This is a genomic window from Nonomuraea sp. NPDC004186, assembly GCF_053603495.1.
In genome coordinates this window covers 35,188-55,904 of the sequence record NZ_JBSGFQ010000034.1, presented here as the reverse complement: position 1 = coordinate 55,904, position 20,717 = coordinate 35,188, and the positions used below count along the sequence as shown (strand labels likewise).

Annotated in this window: 19 protein-coding genes and 1 tRNA gene; 11 read left to right on the top strand and 9 right to left on the bottom strand. The window is 67.8% G+C overall.

Annotated elements, in window-relative coordinates; translation table 11 throughout:
* Positions 1–113 precede the first annotated feature (113 nt).
* Both ACWEPL_RS26555 and ACWEPL_RS26550 read left to right on the top strand, forming a co-directional pair.
* Entirely contained in the window at positions 114–488 is a 375-nt protein-coding gene (locus tag ACWEPL_RS26555; protein ID WP_363961959.1) for an STAS domain-containing protein, read from the top strand.
* A gap of 355 nt (positions 489–843) precedes the next feature.
* The gene (locus ACWEPL_RS26550) at positions 844–1,371 is read left to right on the top strand and encodes an EF-hand domain-containing protein (RefSeq protein WP_452437765.1); all 528 of its coding nucleotides are present in this window, start codon (positions 844–846) and stop codon (positions 1,369–1,371) included.
* A gap of 73 nt (positions 1,372–1,444) precedes the next feature.
* On the opposite strand, the gene ACWEPL_RS26545 is transcribed toward ACWEPL_RS26550, so the two are convergent.
* Together ACWEPL_RS26545 and ACWEPL_RS26540 are read right to left on the bottom strand one after the other, a co-directional pair.
* Positions 1,445–1,600 (bottom strand): hypothetical protein, encoded by a 156-nt coding sequence (locus ACWEPL_RS26545; RefSeq protein ID WP_452437764.1) that lies wholly within the window; start codon positions 1,598–1,600, stop codon positions 1,445–1,447.
* Positions 1,601–2,666: 1,066 nt separating this feature from the next.
* Positions 2,667–3,947 (bottom strand): hypothetical protein, encoded by a 1,281-nt coding sequence (locus tag ACWEPL_RS26540; protein ID WP_452437763.1) that lies wholly within the window; start codon positions 3,945–3,947, stop codon positions 2,667–2,669.
* A 1,053-nt stretch (positions 3,948–5,000) separates the two neighbouring features.
* Here ACWEPL_RS26540 and ACWEPL_RS26535 point away from each other — a divergent pair.
* Both ACWEPL_RS26535 and ACWEPL_RS26530 read left to right on the top strand, forming a co-directional pair.
* A complete protein-coding gene (locus tag ACWEPL_RS26535; protein WP_452437762.1) occupies positions 5,001–5,573 on the top strand; it encodes a DUF6461 domain-containing protein in 573 nt (190 codons plus the stop codon).
* Positions 5,574–6,108: 535 nt separating this feature from the next.
* Entirely contained in the window at positions 6,109–7,368 is a 1,260-nt protein-coding gene (locus ACWEPL_RS26530; RefSeq protein ID WP_452437761.1) for a Shedu anti-phage system protein SduA domain-containing protein, read from the top strand.
* An 83-nt stretch (positions 7,369–7,451) separates the two neighbouring features.
* On the opposite strand, the gene ACWEPL_RS26525 is transcribed toward ACWEPL_RS26530, so the two are convergent.
* Positions 7,452–7,522 (bottom strand) — tRNA-Gly (locus ACWEPL_RS26525).
* A gap of 99 nt (positions 7,523–7,621) precedes the next feature.
* Here ACWEPL_RS26525 and dcd point away from each other — a divergent pair.
* From dcd to ACWEPL_RS26510, 3 genes are all read left to right on the top strand, one after another.
* Entirely contained in the window at positions 7,622–8,197 is a 576-nt protein-coding gene (dcd, locus tag ACWEPL_RS26520) for a dCTP deaminase (RefSeq protein WP_350733098.1), read from the top strand.
* Between the two features lie 167 nt (positions 8,198–8,364).
* Positions 8,365–8,982: a DUF47 domain-containing protein gene (locus ACWEPL_RS26515; RefSeq protein ID WP_043625094.1), complete on the top strand. Its 618-nt coding sequence runs from the start codon at positions 8,365–8,367 to the stop codon at positions 8,980–8,982.
* A gap of 8 nt (positions 8,983–8,990) precedes the next feature.
* A complete protein-coding gene (locus tag ACWEPL_RS26510; protein WP_355204167.1) occupies positions 8,991–9,995 on the top strand; it encodes an inorganic phosphate transporter in 1,005 nt (334 codons plus the stop codon).
* Here the strand turns inward: ACWEPL_RS26510 and mshD are convergent.
* Positions 9,970–10,908, bottom strand: a complete 939-nt coding sequence (gene mshD, locus ACWEPL_RS26505) for a mycothiol synthase (protein WP_452437760.1) — start codon at positions 10,906–10,908, stop codon at positions 9,970–9,972. The genes ACWEPL_RS26510 and mshD overlap by 26 nt on opposite strands.
* A gap of 161 nt (positions 10,909–11,069) precedes the next feature.
* Here mshD and ACWEPL_RS26500 point away from each other — a divergent pair, with 161 nt between their 5' ends.
* A complete protein-coding gene (locus ACWEPL_RS26500) occupies positions 11,070–12,857 on the top strand; it encodes a bifunctional metallophosphatase/5'-nucleotidase (RefSeq protein ID WP_452437759.1) in 1,788 nt (595 codons plus the stop codon).
* Between the two features lie 185 nt (positions 12,858–13,042).
* Here ACWEPL_RS26500 and ACWEPL_RS26495 read toward each other — a convergent pair whose 3' ends face one another.
* Positions 13,043–13,348, bottom strand: a complete 306-nt coding sequence (locus tag ACWEPL_RS26495) for a pyrophosphohydrolase domain-containing protein (RefSeq protein ID WP_350733106.1) — start codon at positions 13,346–13,348, stop codon at positions 13,043–13,045.
* Between the two features lie 30 nt (positions 13,349–13,378).
* Positions 13,379–14,746 carry a sensor histidine kinase gene (locus ACWEPL_RS26490; RefSeq protein WP_452437758.1) on the bottom strand — a complete coding sequence of 456 codons (1,368 nt, stop codon included), beginning with the start codon at positions 14,744–14,746 and terminating at the stop codon, positions 13,379–13,381.
* Between the two features lie 161 nt (positions 14,747–14,907).
* Here ACWEPL_RS26490 and ACWEPL_RS26485 point away from each other — a divergent pair, with 161 nt between their 5' ends.
* Both ACWEPL_RS26485 and ACWEPL_RS26480 read left to right on the top strand, forming a co-directional pair.
* Complete coding sequence (locus tag ACWEPL_RS26485; RefSeq protein WP_452437757.1) at positions 14,908–15,885, top strand: NAD-dependent epimerase/dehydratase family protein; 978 nt, start codon at positions 14,908–14,910, stop codon at positions 15,883–15,885.
* Between the two features lie 166 nt (positions 15,886–16,051).
* A complete protein-coding gene (locus ACWEPL_RS26480; protein ID WP_355204180.1) occupies positions 16,052–16,396 on the top strand; it encodes a hypothetical protein in 345 nt (114 codons plus the stop codon).
* Position 16,397: 1 nt separating this feature from the next.
* Here the strand turns inward: ACWEPL_RS26480 and ACWEPL_RS26475 are convergent, their stop codons facing one another.
* From ACWEPL_RS26475 to ACWEPL_RS26465, 3 genes are all read right to left on the bottom strand, one after another.
* Positions 16,398–18,050, bottom strand: a complete 1,653-nt coding sequence (locus ACWEPL_RS26475; protein WP_452437756.1) for an FAD-binding dehydrogenase — start codon at positions 18,048–18,050, stop codon at positions 16,398–16,400.
* A 150-nt stretch (positions 18,051–18,200) separates the two neighbouring features.
* Entirely contained in the window at positions 18,201–18,584 is a 384-nt protein-coding gene (locus ACWEPL_RS26470; RefSeq protein WP_363961999.1) for a hypothetical protein, read from the bottom strand.
* Between the two features lie 150 nt (positions 18,585–18,734).
* Positions 18,735–19,274, bottom strand: a complete 540-nt coding sequence (locus ACWEPL_RS26465; RefSeq protein WP_363962001.1) for a hypothetical protein — start codon at positions 19,272–19,274, stop codon at positions 18,735–18,737.
* A 220-nt stretch (positions 19,275–19,494) separates the two neighbouring features.
* On the opposite strand from ACWEPL_RS26465, the gene ACWEPL_RS26460 reads away from it, so the two are divergent.
* Positions 19,495–20,715 carry an MFS transporter gene (locus ACWEPL_RS26460; RefSeq protein WP_452437755.1) on the top strand — a complete coding sequence of 407 codons (1,221 nt, stop codon included), beginning with the start codon at positions 19,495–19,497 and terminating at the stop codon, positions 20,713–20,715.
* Positions 20,716–20,717 lie beyond the last annotated feature (2 nt).

The window sequence follows — 20,717 nt, the reverse complement described above, 5'->3', positions numbered from 1 at the left end:
ATCTACGATCCTGCCGCAGTACGGCGATCACCCCGGAGCCGGACCCGGAGTTGGAGCTGGAGCCCGAGCCGGAGGCAGAATGGAGGGCAATCGGCAGAGACGGGGGTTGCAGCATGAGCGAGCAACCTGGCACTGCTCTGGAAATACATGGAGCGCTGCACGATTGGTATGCGGTCCTGCACGTGAGCGGTGAGTTCTGCCACGATGCTCGCTTAGGGGCTCGTCTTCGGGATGCGATGACGGCGCTGCCCATGCCGGATCCGCCCTATCTGGTCCTCGACCTTGCCGGCGTTGACGCCTGGGACAGCTGGACCATCGGAGCGGTTCTTTCGAGCGCGAAGCGAGTGATGACAGGTGGCGGAGCGCTGGTTGTCGCGGCAGCTCCTGTTGACCTGCTGGCACACTGCCGACAGATAAGGCTGGACCGGGCGTTCAGGTTCCGCGAGACGGTGGAGTCGGCTGTGGAGCAGCTGCGCTCTGGTGCGTGACGGTACGGCACTCGGTCAGCGAGTTCGATGGGCACGGTGTGTAGTGCCACGGTGATACACCGCGCGAGAACAGTCCCTGACCAGGACCGGTCTGTTCCCCTCCCACTAGAAACTGTCGCCACCATTTGGCGCTGGTCCCACGGCCGCAAGGTGGCTGTGGCGTGATCGACCGCACGTGCTCTCGGGGCGGCCGGGACGATTCCCTGGTCCTCGTTGACCCTGTCCTTCGGATGACGATTTCCTACGTCACGAACCAGGGCCTCTACGCTAAGTAATGCGTTCATCACTCAAATGACTATGGTCACGATTAGTGATCTCTCGAAAACATTGAGTCTCCCGAAGAGTGGAGGCGGATGTGGCCAGTGAGTTCCAGCGTAGAAAGGTCGGCAGAGTCTTCCGGGCGATGGATGTGGACGGCGACGGCCGACTGACCCAGGCCGACTTCCAGGCGCTCGCCCACCGTTGGACGGCCGTCGGAGGGTCCGTCGACCCAGAGCGACTGGCCTCCATCATGACCGGTTGGTGGCCGGTGCTCCGAGCCGCCTCTGGCCCCCGTGGAGACGACGCCGTTTCCCTCGACGAGGTGCTTCGCGTCGTGGATGGACTTGGTGACATGGCCGACGCGGTCTCCGGCACTGCCGACGCGATGTTCGAGGCCATCGACCTCAATGGCGACGGCCTCATCTCCTGTTCGGAATACGGCGCGCTCATCGAGACGTGGAACGGGGCGCCCTCAGCGACCGATGAGATCTTCCCGCGCCTCGACCTGGACGGTGACGGTCATCTCACCCGCGACGAGTTCCGCACCCACTGGACAGAGTTCTGGGCCGGCGACGACCCGGACGCTCCCGGAACCTACGTATTCGGCGCGCTGGTGGAATAGCCCGAAGGTGGCGTCATCAGTGAGGCCGTGGAGCGCACCGAACGCCGGGGCGTTCCGCTATGGCAGGACATTGTCACAGGTGGAGGTTGTGGCCGTTGTTCCACGCCGTGTCGTCGATGGCGACGGGCGGCCCGATCAGGCCGATGATCAGATATCCCGTAAGCCGCCACAGGACGTTCCGCTCCTCTGAGGCGTCATCCTCGCTCCCGGTGAACTCCAGGACCAACATCTGGTCCTGGTCGAGGCGCCGGGGATCGGGAGAGGATTCTCGGGCCGCCCAAGTTCAAGGCCGGCAAGCGCGTGATCGGTATCCCGGAGGCCCATTCTGCTGGAGTTGCGCGAGTACATGAGGATCTACGTGAAGCCGGAGGATGACGCGCTCGTCTTCGCGGGGGCCAAGGGCGGCCCGATGCGGCGGAGTGGGTTCAACAAGTGAGTGGTTGGACGCATGCCGTACGGACCATCGGGGTGCCGGGGCTCCATTTGCACGACCTTCACCACACGGCGAACACGATCGCGGCGGAGTCGAGTGCGGGGCCTCAAGGACCTGATGGTTCGGATGGGCCATGACAACGTGCGCGCCGCGATGATCTATCAGCATGCGGTGCTCGGGGCGGACCCAGGTGATCACACAAGTGATCGACAAGCACCTGATCGGGAACGAATTGGCACGCGGTGACGGCGAGGACGACCCGCCTGGCGTGCTGGTACCCGCTGAGAGATCATCGGCCCTAACGGCACGCCTAATGGCACGAGAAGATCGATAAGTTCAAATCTCGGATCCTGAAATGCCGATTGGCCTGGGCTTTCTGGTATGGAGCGGGTGATGGGAATCGAACCCGCACTGTCAGCTTGGGAAGCCTTTCAAGATCACACGGTATGAACTGGGGAAACGCCGGCCTGGGCAAATGCCAGCCGAGCGACCATGAGTCTCCGTGACTCCCCGCTATGCACCAACCTGACGGGCACGCAACGGGCACGGCCAAGGGCCCACGATCGGAACGCGCGCCACCGAGGCGACCGTCCGCTCACCCACCGGCCAGCCGTCGACTTCGCTGATCGCCACAACCGCCATCTCACCATGCTGGAGCACTGCCGACGCACACGCTCATGCCGCCGCTCGGCCTACTGCGTGCGTAAAAGTCGCACGTCGGATCGAGCGCGCCCGTACGGCTGGCGGGCTTGGCGTTCGCCGTTCAGCAACAGGCGAGTCATTCGTCGAACTCGGAAACGTCCGCCTCAGCGGTTGCGACGAGCCGCCGCATGCGGTCGGCGTGCTTTCCAGGGCAGGGGCCTTACAACAGCCTGCCGGCCACCCGCTGCGCCACGGAGGCGATGCGCCCGCAGCGCTCGCGCGGATCGAAGCGCTGAACATCATCGGGCTGAGTCATCCACAGCGTCACCAGGAATCGCCCCTTCCGGAACACCAGCGCGCCGGCCGATCGGGCATAGGGCCGGGTCACGCAGTACGACTCCTCGCCCGCAGGACGGGTCAGCGGCTGCCCGCCGTCGAGCGGCCTGGTGAACTCGATAGAGTGCGCGGGCGCGGCATCGGCCATGTAGCTGATGACCTCTACCTGCAGTTTGTATCGGTCGGTGAGGTAGTTGTGCCCCGTGCTCCGCTCGCACCGTGTGTAGACGTAGGCGTACTCGTTCTGGTCGGGGATGCCCGTGCCGATGCTGAAGTTCGTCCTGCCGGCCGCGCTGCCGAACTCCTCCCCGACGAACGGCGCGGCCGGCCGGCGGAACAGCGTCTGGAAGTCCTTGGCCTCGATGAGGGCGCACGCAGGCGCCGGCTTCGCGGTGATCAGAGGGCTGTCATAGGCGATGGAAGGGATACCCGCCGGATCCGCCGAGCGCTCCACCAGGTTGCCGGCGATCGTCTTCAGCAGCGCCCGCCTGAGCTTCTCCTGCTGGGGTCCGCGCTGTAGCGACAACTCCACTTGAACGACCGTGTTCTTCAGCCGTAGAACGTAGTGCAGGTAGTCGATGGTCTCGTTCACTCGGCTCGAGCTGCGCTTGCGCTCCCGCACCGTCACGTCGCCGATCGCCGGCCTCGTGCTGTAGCGATCGAAGGAGTAGTCCATGGCGCGGGAACTGGTGTAGCTCTCCTGAAAAACCGCGATCTCCACCGGGGACTTCGGCCACAGCACGTACTTGCAGCTGTTCGGCGCGTCGGTCGGGACGAACAGCCCGCCCTTCTCGATCGGACCATTGCCCTGCCCGTCGAAGTAGGAGCGCCGGTACGATCCGATCAGGGGATTGGGGTGCAGAAGCAGCCCGAGCTGGTTCAGATCGGCGAACGTCAGCAGAGTGCAGGCTGAGATGACCGGTGAGCCGGCGTACCGGCGCGGCGAGCGGCCGGGTTTCGCCACCAGCGGCCCAGGATCGGCGATCCCCTCCGCCTCCTCCCCTTTCAGCTCGTCGTAGCCGTCACGCTCGACCGTCTTCAGTTTGGCGCCGCCCTCGGCGATGTCCCGCCCGGGCTCCGGCGAGGCGGTGCGGTCTCCTCGTGCGATCGGACGGACATCGCCCCGCAGCTTGGACACCGCCACGAAGCCGACGGCGATCACCAAGGCGGCTAGCAGCAGCCCTGAGACGCCCAACAGCACCGCCGTACACCCCGACTTCCTGCGCCGCCGCGGGGGCGGTGGCCCTCCAGGCGCATACGGCGGACCAAACGGGTAGGGCGGTTGCGGCTGCCGCGTATTCCCGTATACGCCCTGCGGCCCGCTTCTGGCATGGCGCGGTTGGCCCTGCGGCTGCCACGCACCGGGCCCGGCGTGGTAGGGCGGCTGTGCCATGATGCCTCCCTTCCCTGATCGCTACTAGCTCGGTCCACCGGCCTTCGTATAGGAGCCCGGCAAAGGGGGAGCGTAGCTCTCCAATGGCGACCAGCCGTAACACTTCCGGCTTTGGTGAAGCTTTCAGGCCAGGCTTTGCAGAGGAAGAACGAATAGCGGCGGTTTTCGCACCTCACACCCGTCAGCCGAGGACGTACGTGATGAACCGCCTGGGAGGTGCGCCACGAGGCGCCACCGTTCTCCCGCGACCTGGTCTTGTTCGCGCGACGCGCGCACCCCATGCGCCTGACGCTCCTATGTGCAAGGGAGTTGCGCGGAGTTTCGTCACAAGCTGTGCTTGTCGGAGGACAAGGCCGGGAAGGCGGCGCCGGCCGAGTTCAGGACGTTGATCCACTCAGAATGGTCGAGATTGGCGTTGTCCGGAGCGGTAGGGCTCATCCGATACGCCACGATGATGATGGGGACGTGGACGGTCCGCCTGGCCCGGTTGCATCTGGCCCCAACAAAGATCAAGGCTCAGATACCGACTTCGTCGGTCTACCCGGGCCTTCACGATGAGAGCGGGTGACGGGAATCGAACCCGCGCTGTCAGCTTGGGAATTGCAGCTATTACGGGCTCTGGACCCTGGGTGGCTGGTCAGCGGCGGTCCCAGCCCGGTCCTGAGTGACCGTGGTTGACCCCTCGTCATCGGGGTTAATGGCACGACGATCACCAGAAGCTCCTGCAACGGCGGCCGGCGAATGCCTGAGGGTCCCAAGCGAGCAACTGCAGCCTCGAACTACTGGGCGTCTGCGACTGTCGGTGGAGGCTGGCAGCATGGCGCCATGACTACGCATCCCCTTGACGTCTCCTGGCTCTGCGGAGAGTACACCGAGTATGGCTACAGCTTCATCTACGTCCGTGATGCACCTGATCAGGTAATCACTCGCCTCGGCGGCCGATGGGAGGACTTCACGCCCGGCCCATTCCCCGGTAACCCCGACAAGTTCCCATTCCCCGGCGACCCGATCGGCATCGCCTCCATCGGAGAATGGTCGTTCATCGTCGAATCTGGCTCGCTTGGCACCCGCGAAGAAGACGTGCTCCCTTCGCTGTCCAAGGGCACCCGACTCGTCTCCCAGTTCGCGCTCAGCATCAAGGGCTTGGACTACTTCTACTGGTTCGAGGACGGCAAGATCAGATTCGGCTTCTGGGCGCAAGAGGGATACATGATGGAGACACCGGACGAACTCGTAGACACTATGGCGGAGATCGACAGGCTCTACCCCGGGTTACCCTATCTCTACGAAGGGCCGGCCTTCTTGCTCGCCGAGCGCCTCACCGGGATAACACTGACCCGGCAATTGTTGGCAGATTCCACCTTTTACTGGGGAGTCGTGCCAGAACCACCCCTATAGCCGTCGCCAATGGCAGGGGAACCAGCCCGTGACCTACAGTCTTGTCGCCGCACTGCGCGCGCCTGCGCTGCCTGGTCATCCCGTCTGCCATCGTCCCGCCCGAAGGGGAAGCGAGCCAGGGCCATGGGGACAAGGTGGAGCGCCCCGCTGGACGAACGACCTTGGCCCCGTGGCCCTGGGCTGCTCGGCTTGTCCCGGGACGATAGCGGGCGGGATGATCAGGCTCCCACCTCGGCCACCTACGAACCTCGCGGACGCGGTGATCATCCCGGTGCTGGAGTGCCTCCGCCGGAGGCAAGCCTGCGTCGAGGCGGGGGTGTCGCCGGCGCCGGATGAGTCCATCCGCCACATGGCGGCCGACTCCTTGCCCGGGAGGAGTTCGAGAACCTCCCCGAGCTAGGCCTGTTCCTCGCGAGCTTCCGGGACATGGGTTTCCGTAATCGGTGGGACGACCTCTAGCGTGCCTGAACGGCGTAGGCAACCTGCCTGGAACCCTCGCAAGAAACTGTCACACCTGCCGGTCACACTTCAGCCCATGGGCGTCAGATCAGACTTCTCATTGGACCTACAACTTGAGTACGTTCACAAGCAGGCGGCCAGCGACGAGGTGAAGCGAGCGGTCACCTCCGTGCTCCAGCACATGCGAACTGGACGCGGCGGCCACCGCAGGGGCGGGAAGGCGCTCGTGCAACTCTTGACACAGGCGCGCGGACACGCAGCCTCGGTCGGCGAGTGGGAGGTTGTGCGGCTGCTGCAGGACTCTCTGGATTACGCCGAGGAACGTATCCTGCAACCGGAGTTCAACGAGAGATACCGACTTTTTCAAGACAGCATACGCAATCAAAGATTGCGGAAGTTTGTGGCGAACATGCTTGAGATCAAATTCAAGTACGTCGCCGAGGCGGGGCGCGAGTTCCTGGACCAACATCCCGGTGCAGATGTGGATGATCTGCTGGCCTTTATCAACTCGCTCAGCCATGACGCTCGGTATCTCGTAGCACCGGAAGGTCGGCCAGGGCGATACTCGCTCTTCCGCGGCCGGAGGGAGACGATGGTGTGGCTGGAGCGTGTGCTCCAGGAGCGGGTTGATATCGAAGACCCAGAGGAAGCCGCTCAGCGGATTGCTGCGTCACCAGAGGCATGGGCTCTCCTAGCCGCTGATTCAGATGGTCAGATGATCCTCCGGGCATCCCAGCTTCAGCAGCGCTCAGCTCGTCTGGCAAGCCTGCGCAAAGTGGTGGAGGACAGGACCGCCACGGAGCTGGACCTACAACTGGCGCTGGAGGGGCAGCACTGGATCTTCGGTGGGCGTTTCGTCGGGGAAGCCGCTCAGCGCAGGTTGGTGTCGGGTGACGAGGTAGATATTCCTCTGATCCGCGGCGATGGAAGTCTTCACATCGTCGAGTTGAAGCGGGCCATGAGCATGAAGGGTTCTCTGGTGAAGCGACATCGCGGAGCCTGGGTGCCTACTGCTGAGGTGCATGATGCGGTCGGCCAAGCTGTCAACTACCTTGTCGGACTAGATGAGAACCGTCAGCAGATCTTCGAAGACTTCGGCATCGAGACACGCCGAGCAAGCGCTGTCGTTCTGATCGGCCATCCAGCCGTCCAACCGAGCGTGCCGGAACGGGAGATCAATGAAGCGCTTCGGACGTTCAACACGCACGTGAACCGGGTTGAGGTCATCACGTACAAGGAGCTCATCGACAACGCCAGACGCTCCCTCGGGGACTCTTCGGCGAGCTTGCCGCAAGCGTCCCTGAAGGGTCAAGATCCCAACGGATCGGGCACGTAACGGGCACGGAAGATCGGAAACACCTGTAGAAACGATCAAAGCCAGATCGGACAACCATCCCTGACCTGGCTTTTCATAGTGAGAGCGGGTGACGGGAATCGAACCCGCGCTGTCAGCTTGGGAAGCTGATGTTCTGCCATTGAACTACACCCGCATGCGACCCGAAGCCGCGTCCCCCACTGTAGCGGAAACTTGGCGCACAACAGCAATCCCAACCCCACAGAGTTTCCGATCGGACGGTAGGTTGCTCACCGTGCTGCTATCTGACCGTGACATCCTTGCCGAGATCGAAGTCGGCCGGCTCGGGCTGGAGCCGTTCGACCGGGACATGATCCAGCCCTCCAGCATCGACGTACGGCTTGACCGATTCTTTCGGGTTTTCGAGAACCACCGGTACCCGCACATCGACCCCTCGGTCGAGCAGCCGGATCTGACGCGGATGGTCGAGCCCGATGGGGATGAGCCGTTCATCCTGCATCCGGGGGAGTTCGTGCTGGCCTCCACCTATGAGGTGGTGACGTTGCCGGATGATCTGGCGTCGAGGCTGGAGGGGAAGAGTTCGCTGGGGCGGCTCGGGTTGCTGACGCATTCGACCGCGGGGTTCATCGATCCGGGGTTCAGCGGGCATGTGACGTTGGAGCTGTCGAACGTGGCCACGTTGCCGATCAAGTTGTGGCCGGGGATGAAGATCGGGCAGTTGTGCGTGTTCCGGCTCAGTTCGCCCGCTGAGCACCCGTACGGGTCCGCGAAGTATGGGTCGCGGTATCAGGGGCAGCGGGGGCCGACGCCGTCGAGGTCGTTCCGGGACTTCCATCGGACCAAGGTTTGATATCGGTCCCCCGGTAACGTGACAAAAAAGACACCAAAGTACCCTCTGTCCCGGGTGTCGCACAACATACGCAGGGTAACCAGTAGGAGAAGGGGACATGAAGTTCGCATTTCGCCTGGTAGCCCGTACCCTTTCCACGGACCATCCCCGCACATCTGGAGAACGACGTGCGCCTGCGTCTCACGCCACGTGAGGACAGCTACTACGACCTGTTCGCAGACTCCGCGAACAACCTGGTCACCGCATCCCGTCTGCTGGTAGAGATCATCAGTGACGGATCGGACAGGGAGGCCCTGGCCGAGAAGATGCGTGCATGCGAGCATGCCGGGGACGAACGCACCCATGCGATCATGAACCGGCTCAATGAGAGCTTTATCACTCCGTTCGACCGTGAGGACATCTACCGACTCGCGTCCAACCTCGACGACGTGATGGACGCCATGGAGGCGGCCTCCGACCTGATCGTCCTGTACCAGCTCGACCACCTGCCGAAAGACGTGGTCAGGCAGGTCGAGGTGCTGGAGCGGGCCGCCGAGCTGACGGCCGAGGCGATGCCGCGGCTGCGGTCCATGAAGAACCTCAACGAGTACTGGATCGAGGTCAACCGCCTCGAGAACCAGGGCGACCAGGTCTACCGGAGGCTGCTGGCCAAGCTGTTCAGCGGTGAGTACGACGCGCTCACCGTCATGAAGATGAAGGAGGTCGTCGACGCCCTCGAAGAGGCGGCCGACGCCTTCGAGCACGTGGCCAACACCGTCGAGTCGATCGCGGTCAAGGAAAGCTAGGCCCAGTAGTGGACCTCACGCTCGCCCTCGTCATCGGCGTGGTCGTCATCTCTTTGGTATTCGACTACACCAACGGGTTCCATGACGCGGCGAACGCCATCGCAACCTCCGTCTCGACCCGGGCCCTGACCCCCAGGGCCGCGTTGTTCATGGCCGCGGCCATGAACTTCATCGGCGCCCACCTGGGCACCCAGGTCGCGCAGACGGTCGGCAAGGGGATCATCGACGCTCCGGACGGCCCCCACGGGCTGGTCGTCGTGGCCGCGGCGCTCATCGGTGCGATCTCCTGGAACCTGATCACGTGGTACTTCGGCCTGCCCTCCTCCTCCAGTCACGCGCTCATCGGCGGACTGGTGGGCTCCGCCCTGGCCTCGGCCAGCGTGGTGCACTGGGACGGCGTGGTCGAGAAGGTCGTCATCCCGATGGTGCTGTCGCCGCTGATCGGGTTCACGCTGGCGGCCCTGATCATGATCGCAATTTACTGGATCTTCCGCAACAGCCAGCCGGGCAAGACCAACCGCGGCTTCCGCTACGCGCAGACCGTCTCGGCCGCCGCCATGGCGCTCGGGCACGGGCTGCAGGACGCGCAGAAGACCATGGGTGTCATCTTCCTGGCGCTCACCGTCGGCGGGTTCGCCAATCCGTCCGATCCCATCCCGCAGTGGGTCATCCTGGCCGCCGCCGGGGCGATCTCGCTGGGGACGTACGCGGGCGGCTGGCGCATCATGCGTACGCTGGGCCGGCGCATCATCGCGCTCGACCCGCCCCAGGGCTTCGCCGCGGAGTCGGCGGCGGCGACGGTCCTGTACGGGGCGGCCATCGGGTTCGGGGCGCCGATCTCCACCACGCACACGATCACCACGGCGATCATGGGCGTGGGGGCCACCAAGCGGCTCAGCGCCGTGCGATGGGGGATCGCCGGGAACATCGTGACCGCCTGGATCCTGACCATCCCGGCCGCCGCCCTGGTGGCCGCCGTCTCCTACTTCATCCTTCACTCGATCGTGGAGTAGCCGCCTCCTCGGCGGGCGCGTACATCACGTCCACGTCCCAGCGGTTGAAGCCGAGGGACTCGTACAACCTGATCGCCGCCGTGTTGGCCTCGTCCACGTACAGCATCGCCTGGGCGAGGCCACGCGAGCGCAGGTGGCACAGCCCGGCCAGGGTCAGCGTCCTGCCCAGGCCGGTGCCCTGCTGCGAGGGGTCGACGCCCACGACGTACACCTCTCCCAGGGGCTCGTGGCCGTGGGAGGAGGAGCCGTGGATCTTCGTCCAGTGGAAGCCGGCCAGCCGGTCGCCGCGGAAGGCCAGGAAGAACCCCTCCGGGTCGAACCAGGGCTCCTGCTCGCGGCGGAGCAGGTCGTCCATCGTCCAGGCGCCCTGCTCGGGGTGGTGGGCGAAGGCGGCGGCGTTGACCTTGAGCCAGGCCTCCTCGTCCTGACCCGGTACGAACGTGCGCAGCACGACCCCGTCGGGCAGGGTGGAAGCCTCAAGAGGGGCGAAGAGGGAGCGGCGCATCTGCCAGAGCGAGCGCACCCGCTCGAAGCCGAACGCGGCCGCCAGCGCCCCGGCGCCCGCGTGGTCGCCGTGCGCCCACAGGCGAGGCCGCCCGTCCGCCAGCTCCGCGACCGCGCTCAGCAGGCGCGCGCCGTGGCCCTGACGGCGGTGGGCGGGGTGGATGACGAGCTCGGCGCTCGGGCCCTCGACCTCGTCCGTCGGGTCGATGTGGGCGTAGCCCACGAGCGTGCCGTCCGCCTCCAGGAGCAGGGACCGGGCCTGCGGGTCGCCCCCGTAGCGGAGATGCAGCATCACGTGCTCGTTGAGCGGCCGGACGCCGTCGGCCTCCGTCGCCGCCTCCACCAGGCCGAGCACCGAGGCGACCTCGGTGTCATCGAGCCGTTCCCTGACCTTCACATGCCCGCCCACAGGCCCTCCTTCGCCGTGAGCGATCACGTGGCGCCAATCCCTCGTTCGCTCACAGAACGAACTCTAGGCGTATGACTGGCAAATACCGCCATGTGACAGCCTGGCAAATCGTTACCTTTGCGCCATTGGCTGCATAGGTTCCCAACGTAACGTCTTGGGCCATGACGTCTCGTTCCTTCCTCCGGCTGGCGCTGGCCGGAGCCGTCGCCTCGGGTGCGGTCATGCTCGCCACGCTCCCGGCGGACGCGAGCAGAGCCCCTCGTACGGTGCCCGTACGGCTGCTTGCGCTCAACGACTTCCACGGCAACCTCGAACCCCCCACCGGATCCTCCGGCCGCATGGTGGACGAGAACGGCCAGACCGTGGACGCCGGTGGCGCCGCGTACGTCGCCACCCACATGAAGGCCCTGGCCGACAAGAACACCATCGCCGTGGCCCAGGGCGACCTCATCGGGGCGACGCCGCTGATCTCGGCGGCCTACCACGACGAGCCGTCGGTCGAGTTCATGGGCAAGCTGGGGCTCAAGGTGGCCGCGGTGGGCAACCACGAGTTCGACGAGGGCTACACCGAGCTGCGGCGCATCATGAAGGGCGGCTGCCACCCGGTGGACGGCTGCTCGCCCGCCGGCCCGTGGGAGGGCGCGAAGTTCGACTACGTGGGCGCGAACGTCCTGTTCAAGAACCGCAACGAGAAGACCGACGCGCTCGCCGCCCTCGGTGGCTCGGACTCGGCGCAGGTCAAGCAGGTCCTGTCGGACTGGGGCGTGCCCGCGCTGCCGCCGGTCAGCATCAAGTGGATGAACGGCGTGCCGATCGGCTTCATCGGCCTCGTCACGCAGACCACGCCGAACATCGTCACGGCCGAGGGGATCAAGGACCTCAAGTTCGTGGACGAGGTGAAGGCCGCGAACGTCGCCTCGAAGCTGCTCAAGCTCGTCGGGGTGAAGGCGCAGGTCGTACTGGTGCACGAGGGCGACCAGGTGAACGCGGGCCAGTCGCCCGACGCCTGCAGCGCCGTCCCGGGTGCGGGCAACCGCATCGCCACGCAGGTGGACCCGGAGATCGACGTCGTGCTCAGCGGGCACTCCCACCAGGCGTACCTGTGCAAGGTCAAGGACCCGGCGGGCAACGACCGCGTCTACTCGCAGGGCGGGTCGTTCGGGCGGGTCATCACGCAGGTGGACCTGAACGTGAACGTCAAGACGCGGGACATCGACCGCGCCTCGGTCGTCGCGGACAACCACGTCGTGACCCGGACAGTCACCCCGGATCCCGAAATTTCGACGTTCGTGCAGACGTGGAAGGACCGCGTCGCCCCCGTCGCCAACAAGCCCGTCGGCAAGATCACCGCCGACATCACGAACACGGCCGCGCCGTCCGGCGAGTCCGCGCTCGGTGACCTCATCGCCGACGGCCAGCTGGCCGGGACGAAGACCGGCGGCAACGCCCAGATCGCCCTGATGAACCCGGGCGGGGTGCGGGCGTCCCTGACGTACGCGACGTCCCCGGCGAACGAGGGCGACGGTGTCGTCACGTACGGCGAGGCGTTCACCGTGCAGCCGTTCAACAACCTCATGCAGGTCGTCACGCTCACCGGCGCCCAGCTCAAGACCGTGCTCGAGCAGCAGTTCACCGGCGGTCCCAACAACCAGCCGTTCGCCAAGATCCTGCAGCCGTCGGCGAACTTCACCTACACCTACAGCCGGAGCGCCGCCTGGGGCTCCAAGGTGTCGGACATGAAGATCGACGGGGTGCCGGTGACGGACACGCAGTCGATCCGGGTCGCCGCGAACAACTTCCTCGTGGGCGGCGGCGACGCCTTCGCGGGCTTCAAGGACGGCACCGACCTGTGGAGCGGGCCGCTGGACATCGACGCCTTCGTCGAGCAGCTCGGCAAGGACAACCCCATCGCCCCGCCGGCCACCAACCGGATCACCGCCGTCAACTGACCCTTCTTCCCTCCGGCCCGCCCGTTTCCTCCCGGGCGGGCCGCCCCTTTTCCCGCCGCACGTGGCGGGGCTCTTTCATCCTGTACGGCAGAGCACGGGCGGCACCACCCGCCGCACGTGGCGAAGGGCCTCCAGGGTGACGCCCGCTGACCCGCACGGGCCCGGCCGCCGTAACGGCGCACGCATCAGCGCTTCCAGGCCAGCCACTTGCGCGCCACCTCCGCCTCCAGGTCCACCCCGTGATGGTGGGCCAGGAGGACCACGTGGCACAGCACGTCGGCCAGCTCCTCCCGGAACCCCGCGTCCAGCTCGTCCGCCGTGCGCCCCTTGGTCCTGGCCCGGCCGGAGCGCATGAGGAACGCCTGGGTCAGCTCGCCGATCTCCTCCTGGAGCTTGAGCAGGAACCAGGTGTCGTCGCGCTCGATCCCGAGCTTGTCCGCGTACCGGCTGGAAATGGGTTCGATCTCGGCGGCGAGCTGGCGCAGATCCATGGGCGCGAGCCTACGGCAGACCGCGGCCGATCACGGCTCCCCGTAAAGGGGGAGGACGACCACGAAGCGGGCGCCGGGTGAGTGGTCGGCGACGGTGAGGGTGCCGTCGTGGGCCGAGGCGATGTCGCGGCTCAGGGCCAGGCCGAGGCCGCTGCCGCCCTTGTCCTTGGCCCTGGCGGGGGCCAGGCGGGTGAAGCGTTCGAATACCCGCTCCCGGTCCTGCGGCGGGATGCCGTCGCCGTCGTCGGTCACGGTGACGATCACCTTGTCGCCTTCCACGGCCACCTCCAGGTCGATGCGGGTGGCGGCGTGGCGGGTGGCGTTGTCGAGCAGGTTCGTCAGCAGGCGGTCGAGCTGCATGAGGGAACCGTGGACGGGTGCCGCGGCGCACACGTCGGGGATGATGGGCACCCGGTTGCCCTCGCGGCGGCGGACGTGGTCCATCGCCACGTGAGCCAGGTCCACCACGCGGCGCTCGCTGAGCGCGCCGGCGTCCAGCCGGGCCAGCATCAGCAGCTCGTCGATGATGCCGGCCAGGCGGTCGGCGGCGGCCAGCGCCTGCTCGCCGGTGGCCTGCCAGTCCGTCTCGTCGGGGTAGGCGTGGGCCACCTCCAGCTGGGCGCGCAGGGCCGAGATGGGGCTGCGGAGCTCGTGGGAGGCGTCGGAGACGAAGCGGCGCTGGGTCTCGGCGGAGCGTTCGAGGCGGTCGAGGGTGTCGTTGGTGGTGGCGGCGAGGTCGGTGATCTCGTCGCCGGTGTCGGGCACGGGCACGCGTCTGCTGAGGTCCTGGCCGGTGATCTCGGCCATTTCCGCACGGATGCGTTCGACGGGGCGCAACGCGGACCCGACCGAGATCCAGGTGATGCCCGCCACGCTCACCAGGACGAGCGGAGTGCCAATGAATACCAGGACATATATCCATTTGAGGGCTCGGTCCACGTCGGTCAGCGGGGACGCCCCGTAGACCGTCACAGGGCCCTGAGGGGTCTGCGCCGCGATCGCCACGACCAGGTAGTGGGTCTTGGGCTCGTCGGGGCTGCGGGACACGGTGCGCTCGCCGACGCGGACGACCTGGGGCCAGGTGGGCTTGAGGTCCCCCAGCCGCAGGCTCTGGGCCGGGCCGGGGCTGCTCGCGAGCAGCCTGCCGTCCGCCGAGACCACCTGGAGGATGCGGACGCGTGACGGCGTCTCCAGCACCGGGGGCAGGTTTCCGGCACGTGCCTCGGCGGCGACCCGCCGTGCCGCCAGCTCGACCCTTGCCTGGACCATGCTGCGCAGGTTGTCGGGCACGGTGGCGAGCGTGATGGTGGCGGTCGCGATGAAGACCACGGCCGCTATCAAGGTCGCGACCGTGGTCAGGCGTGCGCGGATCGAGCGTGGAAACAGCCGTCTCACCATCCCATCCCGTCCCGACTTCATCACTGTCTGTGACATTTACCCGCGCTGGGCCGTCGCAACATGACCGGGCCCGCGTCCGCCCCGGCATATTCGCTGGTGGCGATTCCGCTGAGGGCGTGCACACCTACCGCGCCCGAACCCGGCAGGCCATGGTGGATGCCATGAGGCTTTTGGTGCTGGGCGGCACGGAGTTCGTGGGGCGGGCGTTCGTCGACGAGGCGGTGGCGCTGGGCTGGGAGGTGACGACGTTCAATCGCGGCACGCACGAGCCACGGGCCGGCGTGACGGCGCTGCGCGGCGACCGCACGGCCCCTGGCGGGCTGGCGGCGCTGGAGCGCGGGGAGTGGGACGTGGTGGTCGACACCTGGTCGTGGGCGCGGGCCGCGGTCGGTGCGGCCGCGTCGCTCCTGGCCGGCCGGGCCGGCCATTACGTCTACGTGTCCAGCCGGTCGGTGTACGCGCCGCCGGTGCCGTTCGGCGCTGACGAGAGCGCCCCGGTCGTGGCGGTGGCGGCGGACGACGGCGACGGCGACTACGCCAAGGACAAGGCGGGGGCGGAGGCCGGAGCGGTCGCGGCGTTCGGGGACCGGGCGCTGCTGGCCCGCGCGGGCCTGATCCTGGGCCCGTACGAGAACATCGGGCGCCTGCCCTGGTGGCTGAGCCGGATCGCCCGTGGCGGCCCGGTGCTCGCCCCGGAGCCGCGCGACCTCGGCCTGCAGTACATCGACGCCCGCGACCTGGCCGGCTGGTGCCTGGCGGCGGCCCGGCGCGGGCTCGGCGGGGCCTATGACGTGGTGAGCCCGCCGGGGTTCGCGACGATGGGGCAGCTCCTGGAGACCTGCGTCAAGGTGACCGGATCGGACGCGGAGCTGCGCTGGGTGGCGGCCGAGCGGATCCTGGCGGCGGGTGTGAAACCGTGGACGGACCTGCCGATCTGGCTGGTGGGCGAGAGCTACGACTTCATGCACGGGGGCGACGTGTCCAAGGCCGTGGCGGCGGGCCTGCGGTGCCGTCCCCTGGAGGAGACGGTGGCCGACACGTGGGAGTGGCTCCGGAGCATCGGCGGCCTGCCCCCGACGCGCCCGGACCGGCCGAGCGTCGGCCTCGCCCCGGAGGCGGAAGCGCGGCTGCTGGGCTGAGGGCGTCCGGGAAATGGTGACGGCCACCCCGGCCCCCTCCGCGGGCTCTCGTCAGAGAACGGAGAAAGGCTCGTGATGGCCGCGGCAACAGTCTGCCGTCCGGGCGGTGGCCTCCGCAGGCAATTCCGACAAATGCTCTCGACTTCCCGCAAGCCATCATGTGGTTATGAGTGCGTGGGTCTACATACGCGGCTGGCTGGAGTTCTCGGGTCAACGATCCGAGGCGGAGCGGATCATCCGGCAGGGCGAGACGGAGGGCTGGGCCTTCCCCGAAGGGGGCTGGCTCGATGCCGCCTGCTACGCGCGTGCCGTCCGCGAGAGCCGATCCGGCGAGGTTCTCGCGCTGATCCGCCGGATCGCCGCCCTGCCGCCCGCGGACGCGGACGGCGACCGCGTCTGCGGTCTCTTCCTCGTGTTCCACGAGGTCGAGGGGCAGCAGGAGTGGCAGGTCCGCGACGGCGGGGTCCTCGTCGGCCGGGCCTCGCCGCGTCACGACTATCTGTGGAAGTAGCTCAGCGTGCCGCGGCGCGGCCGGCCTGGCGGCCGGAGAAGAGGCAGCCGCCGAGGAAGGTGCCTTCGAGGGCGTTGTAGCCGTGGACGCCGCCACCGCCGAAGCCCGCGATCTCACCCGCCGCGAACAGGCCGTCGACGGGCTCGCCGGTCGGCCCCAGGGCGCGGGAGTCGAGGTCGGTCTGGATGCCGCCGAGCGTCTTGCGCGTGAGTATGTGGAGCATGACCCCGATCAGCGGCCCGGCGGCGGGATCGAGGATCCGGTGTGGGGCGACCGTCCGGCCCAGCTTGTCGCCGAGGTAGCGGCGGGCGTTGCGGATGCCCTGGATCTGGGAGTCCTTGCTGAACGGGTTGGCCACCTGCAGGTCGCGGGCCTCGATCTGGCGGCGCACGAGGTCGGCGTCGAGCAGGGGTTCGACCGTCAGCTGGTTCATCTTGGCGACCAGTTCGTCCAAGGTGGCGGCCACGACGAAGTCGGCGCCGTTGCGCTTGAACGCCTCCACCGGGGCCGGGGCGCCCTTCCCGAGGAGGCGCTCCCGGAGGAACGCCTTGCGGTCGTTGCCCGTGATGTCGGGGTTCTGCTCGGAGCCCGACAGGGCGAACTCCTTCTCGATGATCTTCTGGGTGAGCACGAACCAGGAGTGGTCGTGGCCGGTGCCGCGCAGGTGCCGCAGCGTGCTCAGCGTGTCGTAGCCGGGCAGGCAGGGGTCGGGCAGCCGCCGCCCCAGCGCGTCGAACCACATCGAGGAGGGGCCGGGCAGGATCCGGATGCCGTGGCCCGGCCAGATCGGGTCCCAGTTGCGCAGGCCCTCCGTGTAGTGCCACATGCGGTCGCGGTTGACCAGCCGCGCCCCGGCCTCGGCGCTGATGTCGAGCATCCGGCCGTCCACGTACGCCGGCACGCCCGTGACCATGCTCTCCGGCGCGCTGCCCATCCGCTCCGGCCAGTAGCGGCGCACCAGGTCGTGGTTGCCGCCGATGCCGCCACTGGTGATGATCACCGCCGGTGCCGTCAGCTCGAACTCGCCGATCCTGTCGCGGTTGGAGGCCACTCCTCGCGGCGAGTCGTCCTCGGCCAGCAGCGTGCCACGCACGCCCTGCACGGCTCCGCCGCTGACGATCAGCTCGTCCACCTGGTGGCGGTGGTGGAAGGTGACCAGCCCGCTCCCGGCCGCCTGCCGGACCCTGCGGACGAACGGCTTCAGCACCCCCGGCCCCGTCCCCCAGGTCACGTGGAAGCGCGGCACGGAGTTGCCGTGCCCGTCCGCGCGCAGGTCGCCCCGCTCCGCCCAGCCGACCGTGGGCAGGAACTTGATGCCCAGGCCGTCCAGCCAGGCCCGCTTCTCCCCGGCGGCGAACTCGACGTAGGCCCGCGCCCACCGCACGGCCCAGGAGTCCTCGTCGTCCAGGCGGTCGAACTGGGCGCTGCCCTGCCAGTCGTTCCAGGCCAGCTCGAAGGAGTCCTTCACGCCCAGCCGCCGCTGCTGCGGGGAGTCGACCAGGAACAGCCCCCCGAACGACCAGAAGGCCTGGCCGCCCAGGTTGGCGGCGTTCTCCTGGTCGACCACGGCGACCTTCTTGCCCCGGGAGATCAGTTCGCAGGTCGCCACCAGGCCGGCCAGCCCGGCCCCGACGACGATGACGTCAGCGTTCATGCGCCGATGATTCCACCTGATCAGCACGCGCCATAAGCCGACTGGGCCCTGATTTCGGGCGCCTGCCCGGTCCGTCAGGCAGCAGGGCCCGGCCGCCGTCGCGGAGCTGTCGCCGGACTGCGGCCGGGCCTTGTCGCCGCGGCCGGAGACTCAGGTCTTTCTCCTGCTCGCCGCTCCTCCTTTGGCAGGGCTGCGCGTCGAAGCCATGCCGCTGGTCGGGCCGGGAGACAGATGATGTTCCAGGGACTTCATGATCTCGGGTGCCAGGACTTCTGCCAGCGCCGGCGCGAGCGCGTCCGCCAACGCGGACGACAACACCTGCGTGAGCAGGAGCCGTTCCATCGGCGACGCCTTCGACGCCGTACGCGAGGTCGACGACAGAGCCGATTCGATCAGGCTCGCCATGGGATCCACGCCGCGTGTGCGGGCTTTGGTGGTCTGGCCGGACTCGCTGAGGATGTCGCGGATGAGGTCGTCGATCATGGACTCCAGAGGGTTGTGCTCGGATGAGTTACCGGTTTGCTCCGGCGCCATGAGGTGCTCCTTTACGTCGGTGTGAGCCGTCTCCCGATTTCCCCTTGCCGGGAAACCAGGAGACGGCGTTCTTCCTTGCGGGCCGGCGGGCGCGGTCGTCGGGCGGTCGTCGGGTGGTCGTCGGGCGGTTATCGGGCGGTTATCGGGTGCTTATCGGCCCGCAAGGGCGGCCAGCATCAGCGGGTGCTCGATGCCGGCTTCTTCGCCTTCCGAGCGGCGGCGCATGAGCGCGGCGAGCAGGAGAGGGTGCTCGATCATGCTCGTGCCGCTCTCCCTGCGGCGGCGCATGAGCGCGGCCAGCATCAGCGGGTGCTCGATGCCGGTCTCCTCGCCTTCCGAGCGGCGGCGCATGAGCATGGCGAGCAGGAGGGGGTGCTCGATCATGCTCGTGCCGCCTTCCTTGCGGCGGCGCATGAGCATGGCGAGGAGGAGCGGGTGCTCGATGCCCATCTCGGTGCCTTCTTCGCGGCGGCGCATGAGCATGGCGAGCAGGAGGGGGTGCTCGATCATGCTCGTGCCGCCTTCCTTGCGGCGGCGCATGAGCATGGCCAGCAGCAGCGGGTGCTCGATGCCCATCTCGGTGGTTTCCTCGCGGCGGGCCGCGAGTGCGGCGAACATCAGCGACTCGAACGCCTCCCGCTCTTCGGTGTCGCGCTCAGTCGTCTCGGTACGCTCTGCGGTCGTGGTCATCTGACTCCCTTTCAGGCCTGTGGTGTTGCCGGAGATGCATGCGACCGATACCCGCGACCGATAGGCCCCATTCGCGCAAAGAGCGTGTCGCACGGTTCCTGACCTGGCCTTTTACCTGGATCGCCGCAGCGCTCACCCGGGTACTAAGACCATCGGCGTAGAACGTCTAGGGCGGGCGGCCGATCCGCGACGGCCCTCGCGCGTGCTGATACTCCTGCTCATGTCGATCGCCTCCGCGCAGCGCCAGTCGGGCGTGCGGCCGTTTCTCGTCGGGATGTTCGTGGACGCCCTGGGCAGCGGCCTGTACTACCCGCTCACCCTGCTGTTCATCCACCGGGTCACCGGCCTGCCCATGACCGTGGTCGGGCTGGGGGTGACGGCCGCGGCCGCGGTGGGGCTGGCCGCCAATCCGGTGGCCGGCGTGCTCATCGACCGGTTCGACGCACGGCGGGTGCTGATGGGTACGTACGTGCTGCGCGGGCTGGGCTTCGCCGCGTACCCGTTCGTGGACGGTTTCGCTGCGCTGATCGTGGTCGCGGCGGTGGTCGCGTTCGGAGATCGGGCCTACTATCCCGCCTCCGGCGGCTACATCTCGGTCCTGGCCACGGGCGCGGACCGGGACCGGCTGTACGCGCTGATGTCGACCGCCAGGAACGTCGCGTTCGGCCTGGGCGGGCTCCTGTCAGCGGGGGTGGTGTCGCTGGGCGGCACGACCGGCTTCGTGATCATCGCGTCGGTGAACGCGGCCAGCTTCGTCGTGGCCACCGCCTGCCTGGTCCTGTCGGGGCGGCGCGCACCGATCGATCCGGTGCTCCCGGAGCGGGGCGGGTACCGGCGGGTCCTGGCGGACCGGCCGTTCCTCGGGCTGGTGGCGGCCGAGCAGGCGTTCACGCTGACACGCCTGGTCCTTCCGGTCGCGCTGCCGGTGTACGCCGTCACGGTGCTCGGCGCCCCCGCCTGGCTGCTGGGCCTGCTGTACACGCTCAACACGATCCTGGTGGCCGTGGGCCAGCTCGCGGTCCGGCGACGGCAGCGCGCCGCCCGCCGTACCCACGCCATGGCCCTCGGGGGGGCGGTCCTGATCGTGTCGTGCGTCGTGTACGCCGCGGCGGCCGCGTTCCCCCCGGGACCACCGCGCGTCATCGCCCTGGTGACGGCCACCCTCGTCTTCACGGTGGGTGAGCTGATGCACGCCACCCCGTCGTGGGCCCTGGCCGCGGCGGCGGCACCACCGGCCCTCCGCGGCCGCTACCTGGCGATCCACCAGCAGACCTGGGCCATCGGCAACGTCGTCGCCCCGGCCGCCTTCTCGGCCCTGCTGGGCGCCGCGCCCGCGCTGCTGTGGGGCACGCTCACCGTCCTGCTCGCGCTGGCCGCCCTCACCCTCCTGCGCCTCTCCCGCCACCTCCCACCCGACGCCGTCGCCGCCCCTGGCTCCTGACG